This window comes from uncultured Candidatus Kuenenia sp., assembly GCF_900696675.1.
In the GTDB taxonomy this organism is placed as follows: Bacteria; Planctomycetota; Brocadiia; order Brocadiales; family Brocadiaceae; genus Kuenenia; species Kuenenia stuttgartiensis_A.
This window is the reverse complement of sequence record NZ_CAADGZ010000161.1, coordinates 1-6,432: the sequence shown is the minus strand read 5'-3', so window position 1 is coordinate 6,432 and position 6,432 is coordinate 1. Positions and strand designations below refer to the sequence as shown.

The window sequence follows — 6,432 nt, the reverse complement described above, 5'->3', positions numbered from 1 at the left end:
GCCAAATATCTTGATAATATACTGAAAAGTATAAGCTGACATGTGCCCATTCTCTTTTTCATTCGAAGCTGGAGCTTCTCAAACAATCCCGTTCCCAAGCCGGAGCTTGGGAACGAGCGTTTTTTTTCATAGAACTAAAGTGTTACATAATTTCTACCTTCTACAGTCTGCAATCTACAATCTACAATCGGCAATATACCGACTGTAGATTGCAAACCAATGTCATTAAATTAAGCAGCCGGCAGCAAAAAGTCCCCCTTTAAAAAAGGGGATAAAGGGGGTTGCTTTTAATCAAATATCCTTAACTTAATGACATTGGATTGCCGATTGCCGACTGTCTTGTATCTGGATTTATTCAACCGGAATCATATTCCGCCTGTCTAACGGCAAATACTGGACAGTGCGCCTTGCGTACAACCGTTTCTGCAACACTGCCCATAATTGCATGGGATATACCCGTTCTGCCGTGCGTGCCCATTACAATCAGGTCGATAGCATACTCCCTTGCCGCCTTAACTATTTCAACAAATGGAACCCCCTGTACGATGATACTCTCAACGGGCATCTTGCTCCGGATGTCTTCTTGTACGCATCTGAGCAGTCTCTCCTTTAATTCTTTGATAGCACTTTCATCCCCGATATTGAAGCGGTAAAGCACCGGCTCATTGACACCATGGACACGCGCATCAAGTACGTGTATCAAATAGAGTTTTGATCCATATTTGCCGGCAATCTCTATTGCATAATTTAATGCCTTTTCTGAATATATGGAGTAATCTACCGGACATAGAATGTTTTTTGGTTCAGACTCAGGGGTGCGCGGATGAGTGACTTGGCAGTCCTTCCTAAGAGCGGTAAACAAGGCAAGGCACATGAAAACCATAATAACTGCGAAGGGAAGGGCAGTGACGATGGAGGCTGTTTGTAATCCGGCCAGGCCACCGCTGAAAAGCAGTACCGCTGCGATGGAGGACAGGAGAATACCCCAAATCACCTTGGTCGAAGTGGGAGGGTTTGCACTGCCGTTGGTAGTAAGCATGCCCAGTACGAATGTGGCAGAGTCGGCAGAAGTAACAAAGAAGGTAACGATAAGGAGGGCAGCGAGGGTGCCGAGTACGATGCCCAGGGGAAATTGCTCCAGGGTAATGAAAAGTGCAGAGGTCATGTCGGATTGTACGGCATCGGCAATACTGCCATCCTGAAAAAGATCAAAATAGAGGGCTGATCCTCCAAATGCGGCAAACCAGAGGGCGCCGATAACGGACGGAACGAAGAGAACGCCTATCACAAATTCGCGAACAGTCCGGCCTTTGGAGATGCGGGCGATAAAGGTACCGACGAAGGGCGCCCATGCAATCCACCAGGACCAGTAAAACAGTGTCCATGACCCAACCCATTCATCACCCTGTCTGAAGGGTGTGAGACGGAACGACATCTTCACGAACTCGTGTAAATAGCTACCGAGAACGGTGGTAAAAGAATCCAGGATGAAAACGGTGGGACCGCAAACCAGGACGAATGCGAGGAGGAGTCCGGCGATAAGCAGATTAATGTTGCTGAGATAGAGAATGCCTTTGTTGAGTCCTGTGCTGGCCGAGATGAGATATAAAACCGTAACAATAACTATGATCAGCATTTGGATAGGAACCGTGTTGGGAACGCCAAAAATATGATGCAAACCACCGTTTATTTGTAGGGTACCTAGACCAAGAGAAGTAGCCACTCCACAAACGGTAGCAAGGACGGCGAGTATATCAATAAGTTGGCCGATGGGACCGTCCACTTTCCGTCCGATAAGAGGGCGAAAGACCGTACTGATCAATCCGGATTCTCCTCTCCGGAATTGGGCGTAAGCCATGGAGAGGCCAATGACCGCATAAATAGCCCAGGGATGGAGGCACCAATGAAAGAAGGAATAGCGCAGCGCCATCCGGGCGGCTTCTGGCGAATGTGGTTCCGCCAGCCCGTGAGGCGGGTGTGCGAAATGATTCATCGGTTCAGCCACGCCGAAGAAAACGAGGCCGATACCCATGCCGGCGGAGAAGAGCATCGCAAGCCAGGATGAAAAGGAATATTCAGGCGGATCATCCTGTTTGCCGAGTTTAATATAGGCATAAGGGCTGAAGATGAGATAGAGGCAAAAGCCGACAAACCCCGCGGTGGATAAGAGATAAAACCAGCCAAAATTGCTGATGGTAAGGGTGAGAGTACTTTGGGCAGTATCGGCCAGGTGCTCATGGGCAAAATAACCCCAGAATACCAGCAGTGCAGTTAGAACGACAGAAACATAAAAAACCGGCGTATGATGCTTCATGAGATGGCGAAAATGCGCCCCCCCTATCATTGAACCGGTCTGGAGCCTACAAAACTATCATGGAAAACATCCGGTTTTTGAAAAAGGAAAATGCCCCATTTGAGATACCCTTTCTCGCCGTTCTTAATCCAGTGACCCAATCCTGTTTTCATTCTCTCAATGTATTCCGGTGTGCACTGCCGGACGATTTCTGTTTCCCGTCCGGTAATTTCCTCTAAAACACGTCTATAATGAATGGGGAGTTGGGAAGACAAATCTTCGAATTTTAGCTCAATCCAACCAAGTTGAGCGGCTATTTTGCGATAAACACCGGGCGAGCCAAGCGATTCGAGGTGAATTCGCGCCAGCACTGGGGCGAGAGCTTCCTTAGGGCATTCGTCACTTTGCATGGGGTCTGTAAAGATGAAGACCCCGCCTGGTTTGAGGACACGATGAACTTCCTCCAGCACTTTTTTGCGGTCGTCGCTGTGAAGGATGGCATCCTGTGACCAGACAACCTCAAAGCTATTCGGGGAAAACGGGATATTTTCAAAACTGCCGTCAACAACTTCGATGAGTGAATCCAATCCGGCTTCTTCGGTTTGTTGGCGGTTTTTTTGATTCTGGACATCGCTGAGGTTGAGGCAAGTGACCTCACATTGGAACTGCATGGCAAGATACCGTGCGGAGCCGCCGTAACCTGCACCGATATCGAGTACCCGGGTAGAGGCGTTCAGCCGCGGAAGGAAGGCACACATGGTTTCGACTGTGCGCCTGCTGGCCGCGAATATAGACTCGGAAGGATACCGATAGATCCCTATATGGATGTCTTCACCTCCCCACACGGAGTAATAAAAACGGTCTGCGCTTTGATCGTTATAATAATCCCTGGTGGTTGTTTCGGGCCGGGAATAAGTCATAAGGCAATTTTCTCTGGTTCATTTTCGTAACGTTTCTCAGCGAGATGAATAAAGAAATCGGGATCTGCCTGATGGTAAGTTTCCTCGAAATCACCGACGGTGCGAATTGTCTGGAAACCAACTTCGAACATGAGTCTGCGTGTATAATCTTTTCGGAGGGGAAACATATTCAGGTGAAAATTGGAACCGTCGGTGAATTCATAGCGAAACCGTGCCAGGCCTTCATCAACATATTCGGGTTCAGCTCTGACGTTTTCTCCGCAGTAATAGTAAGTGTGTTTGGATTTGAAGCCTTCGTCAAGAATAATGTCATAATTCCGCTGATCGAGAACAAGAATGCCATCATGGCGAAGGACGGCGTAAAATTCCGCGAGGGCTTTGCGCCGGTCATGTTCATTGAATAGATGGGTAAAGGAATTTCCCAGGCAAATCACGGCGTCAAATTTGCCGTGAACATCCCGATTAAGCCAGCGCCAGTCCGCCTGCACCGTGCGGAGAATAAAGCCGTGTTCACGCCCGGTAGCAAAGGCTTTGGCAAGCATTTCAGGGCTTCCATCAGCACTGACCACTTCAAAACCGGCCTTGAGGAGCCGGATAGAATGAAAGCCGGTACCGGTCGCAACGTCGAGGATTTTACGGGCGCCGCGGCGGCGGAGTTCTTCGATAAAAAATTCTCCTTCACTGGAGGCACGGGCATCCCAGTCGATCAACTCATCCCATTTCTCCACAAAACTGTGAACGTATTCAGCCTTGTAATTATCGGTTCGCCGGATAGATTGAGGATTTTTGCCGAAATCCTGGTGGTTCTTTTTTGTACTTGTATTCGTATTCATTTTCATAATTTATAGATATTCCTCCTCTGGAGATTTTTAATACGATAAATAGGTACGTTTCGTCGATCGGTATTTTTATGCTAACCAGCATGTAAATTTTTGTCAACCATAAAAAACGCTGTTAAAACAGCCCTTTCGAGGTATTTCAGATTGCCGGTTGCCTGTATCAAGCCTGATAACGAGGACATAGCATTTTATAAATCAGTAGTTTTTTTATTTTTTGATAAAGTATTTAACGGTGAAATCCGAAACAAAATAACATGATGATTTTTTGAAACATTTTATTTTTTTGAAAAAAACAGAATACTCTTTTACAAGTTCCGCTGACAGGGTCAAATGTTCAATATTCAATTCTCAATATTCAATTCTCAAATTATTGCTCATGTGAATAATTTTAATTACCTATGCACTTGACTGAACTGACCTTAATTATGTAGTATGCAAACAAAGTATTTTCATATGAATCAACATAGTCTTTGCAAACTGAGTATATTAAACCTGACGGGGTTCGAAACGGGTGCATTCACGATTTTTTGTATATCTTCACACATTTTGTTTTTTTACAAAGAATTGTAATACTTTAGTCCTATGAAAAAAACCGCTCGTTCCCAAGCCGAAGCTTGGGAACGAGCATTTTTGTTTTTCCAAAAATCTAAACTGTTACAAAAAATCAGGAATGCTCCCTTCGAAATTCGAAACCGTGTCAGGATTGCTTCTTTCATTTTCAGGTAAAAATTTGTATGCAATACGGTAAGATGCACAAACAATTAATTTAAAATAACGGGGGGGTTTTATTCAAATGGACAAAATTGAAGAGAAGATTCTGGAACAGGCGCTAAAGCATACTGCACACGTTGAAGTTATTTATGAAGAAGGGGAAACACGTTCGGTAAGCTTCGAAAATAATAAACTAAAATACATTAATACTAAATCCGTCCGGGGTGTAGGCCTTCGGGTAATAAAGGATGGAAGGATTGGGTTTTCCTGCACCACCGATTTCAGAAAGCCTGAAAAACTTGTAGCAAATGCGTTGGAGAGCGCTGAATTCGGACAAATTGCCATGTTTGATTTTCCCCCGCAAAATAATTATCCGCAGGTGACAGTTTTTGACAGGGATGTTATTGACTTTCCCATTGAAAAATGTGTGCGCATAGGCAAAGAGGCTATTGAAAGGGCTTTGGCAGTAGATTCAAGCTATGAGTGCAGTGCAGGAATAGGGAAAGGACACGGAAAACAGCGTCTTCTCAATTCAAAAGGCCTGGACATTACCATTGAATCCACCTCGTTGGGCATTGGCATAGAAATCTTACATATTAAGGGACAAAGCCTGCTTTCAATCGGCGAAGGGGAGAGTTCAAAGAGACTTGCAACAGATCTCAATAAACACGTTGATAAAGCGCTCAACGATTTAAAACTAGCAAAGAAGGAAGTGAAATTAAAAACAGGTGACTACCCTGTTGTTGTTACGGCAAAAGCCATGGACATCTTTCTTTCCACATTTGAAGCAGGATGTAATGGGAAATTATTGCAAAAAGGCGCTTCGCCCCTCACCAACAGGCTGGGAGAGAAGATAATAGACGCGAGAGTAAGTATTTATGATGACGCAACTATCGATTTTGCTGATATGAGCTATCCTGTGGACTCCGAAGGGGTGCCTGCGCGTCGCACGCCATTATTTGAAAAGGGTGTGCTGATAAACTATATTTTCGATCTGCAGACCGCAGGCATTATGAAAACGCAATCAACCGGAAATGGCAACCGCGGGTTTTCTTCCCAACCGTCTCCTGGATACTCCAACATCATCGTTGAAACGGGTGATATGCCGTTTGACTCAATGGTGAAAGATATTAAATGCGGCATTCTGGTTGACCAGGTGCTTGGCGGAGGACAAAGCAATGTGCTGGCAGGTGAATTTTCCGTGAACATAGATCTCGGATACCTTATCGAAAACGGAGAAATTATTGGCAGGGTAAAGGATTGCATGATTGCAGGTAACGTATTTGATTTATTTAACAATATCGTTGCTATTGGTGATAGGGCAGAATGGCATGGGTCTACAAAAGTACCGCCATTTTATTTTAAGTCAGTAAATGTGGCGGGAAATGCGGATTAAACTCCTGCGACATAATCGATTGGCTCAATAGTACATTATCAGTAATTTTTTGTAACTATTCAGCGTAATTTATTAAACTACCGGAGATCAGAGCGCAACTCGTTCCCAAACGGGTGCATTCCCGATTTTTTGTGACTTCCGCCATGTTTTAATAAAACGTACAGTAGTGTTAACCCTGACAGGGTTTCAAACCCTGTCAGGGTTGTTTTGCCCCAACTCCATGAACACTTACAAAAAATTGGGAATGCAATTGCACTGGAAACTTTGTTTCCA

General features: G+C 45.0%; 5 protein-coding genes. 1 reads left to right on the top strand and 4 read right to left on the bottom strand.

Translation table 11 applies throughout. The annotated features are described in order from the left end of the window. Positions 1-355: 355 nt before the first annotated feature. From QZT26_RS15720 to QZT26_RS15710, 3 genes are read right to left on the bottom strand one after another with little or no spacing between them, the layout of a single operon-like run. Positions 356-2,314: a BCCT family transporter gene (locus QZT26_RS15720; protein ID WP_295103496.1), complete on the bottom strand. Its 1,959-nt coding sequence runs from the start codon at positions 2,312-2,314 to the stop codon at positions 356-358. Positions 2,315-2,340: 26 nt separating this feature from the next. Then, the gene (locus QZT26_RS15715) at positions 2,341-3,213 is read right to left on the bottom strand and encodes a class I SAM-dependent methyltransferase (protein ID WP_099323879.1); all 873 of its coding nucleotides are present in this window, start codon (positions 3,211-3,213) and stop codon (positions 2,341-2,343) included. Next, complete coding sequence (locus QZT26_RS15710) at positions 3,210-4,052, bottom strand: class I SAM-dependent methyltransferase (protein ID WP_197705309.1); 843 nt, start codon at positions 4,050-4,052, stop codon at positions 3,210-3,212. Before QZT26_RS15710 ends, QZT26_RS15715 begins: the two co-directional genes overlap by 4 nt. Positions 4,053-4,845: 793 nt before the next feature. Between QZT26_RS15710 and QZT26_RS15705 the strand changes: the two genes are divergently transcribed. After that, entirely contained in the window at positions 4,846-6,159 is a 1,314-nt protein-coding gene (locus QZT26_RS15705; RefSeq protein WP_099323880.1) for a TldD/PmbA family protein, read from the top strand. A gap of 77 nt (positions 6,160-6,236) precedes the next feature. On the opposite strand, the gene QZT26_RS15700 is transcribed toward QZT26_RS15705, so the two are convergent. Beyond that, the coding region (locus QZT26_RS15700) for a hypothetical protein (protein WP_295103492.1) at positions 6,237-6,432 on the bottom strand (196 nt) is incomplete at its 5' end.

Excerpts from the sequence above, each read along its gene's own strand:
- QZT26_RS15720 (WP_295103496.1), bottom strand. The coding sequence starts at position 2,314 with ATGAAGCATCATACGCCGGTTTTTTATGTTTCTGTCGTTCTAACTGCA.
- QZT26_RS15715 (WP_099323879.1), bottom strand. The coding sequence starts at position 3,213 with ATGACTTATTCCCGGCCCGAAACAACCACCAGGGATTATTATAACGAT.
- QZT26_RS15710 (WP_197705309.1), bottom strand. The coding sequence starts at position 4,052 with ATGAAAATGAATACGAATACAAGTACAAAAAAGAACCACCAGGATTTC.
- QZT26_RS15705 (WP_099323880.1), top strand. The coding sequence starts at position 4,846 with ATGGACAAAATTGAAGAGAAGATTCTGGAACAGGCGCTAAAGCATACT.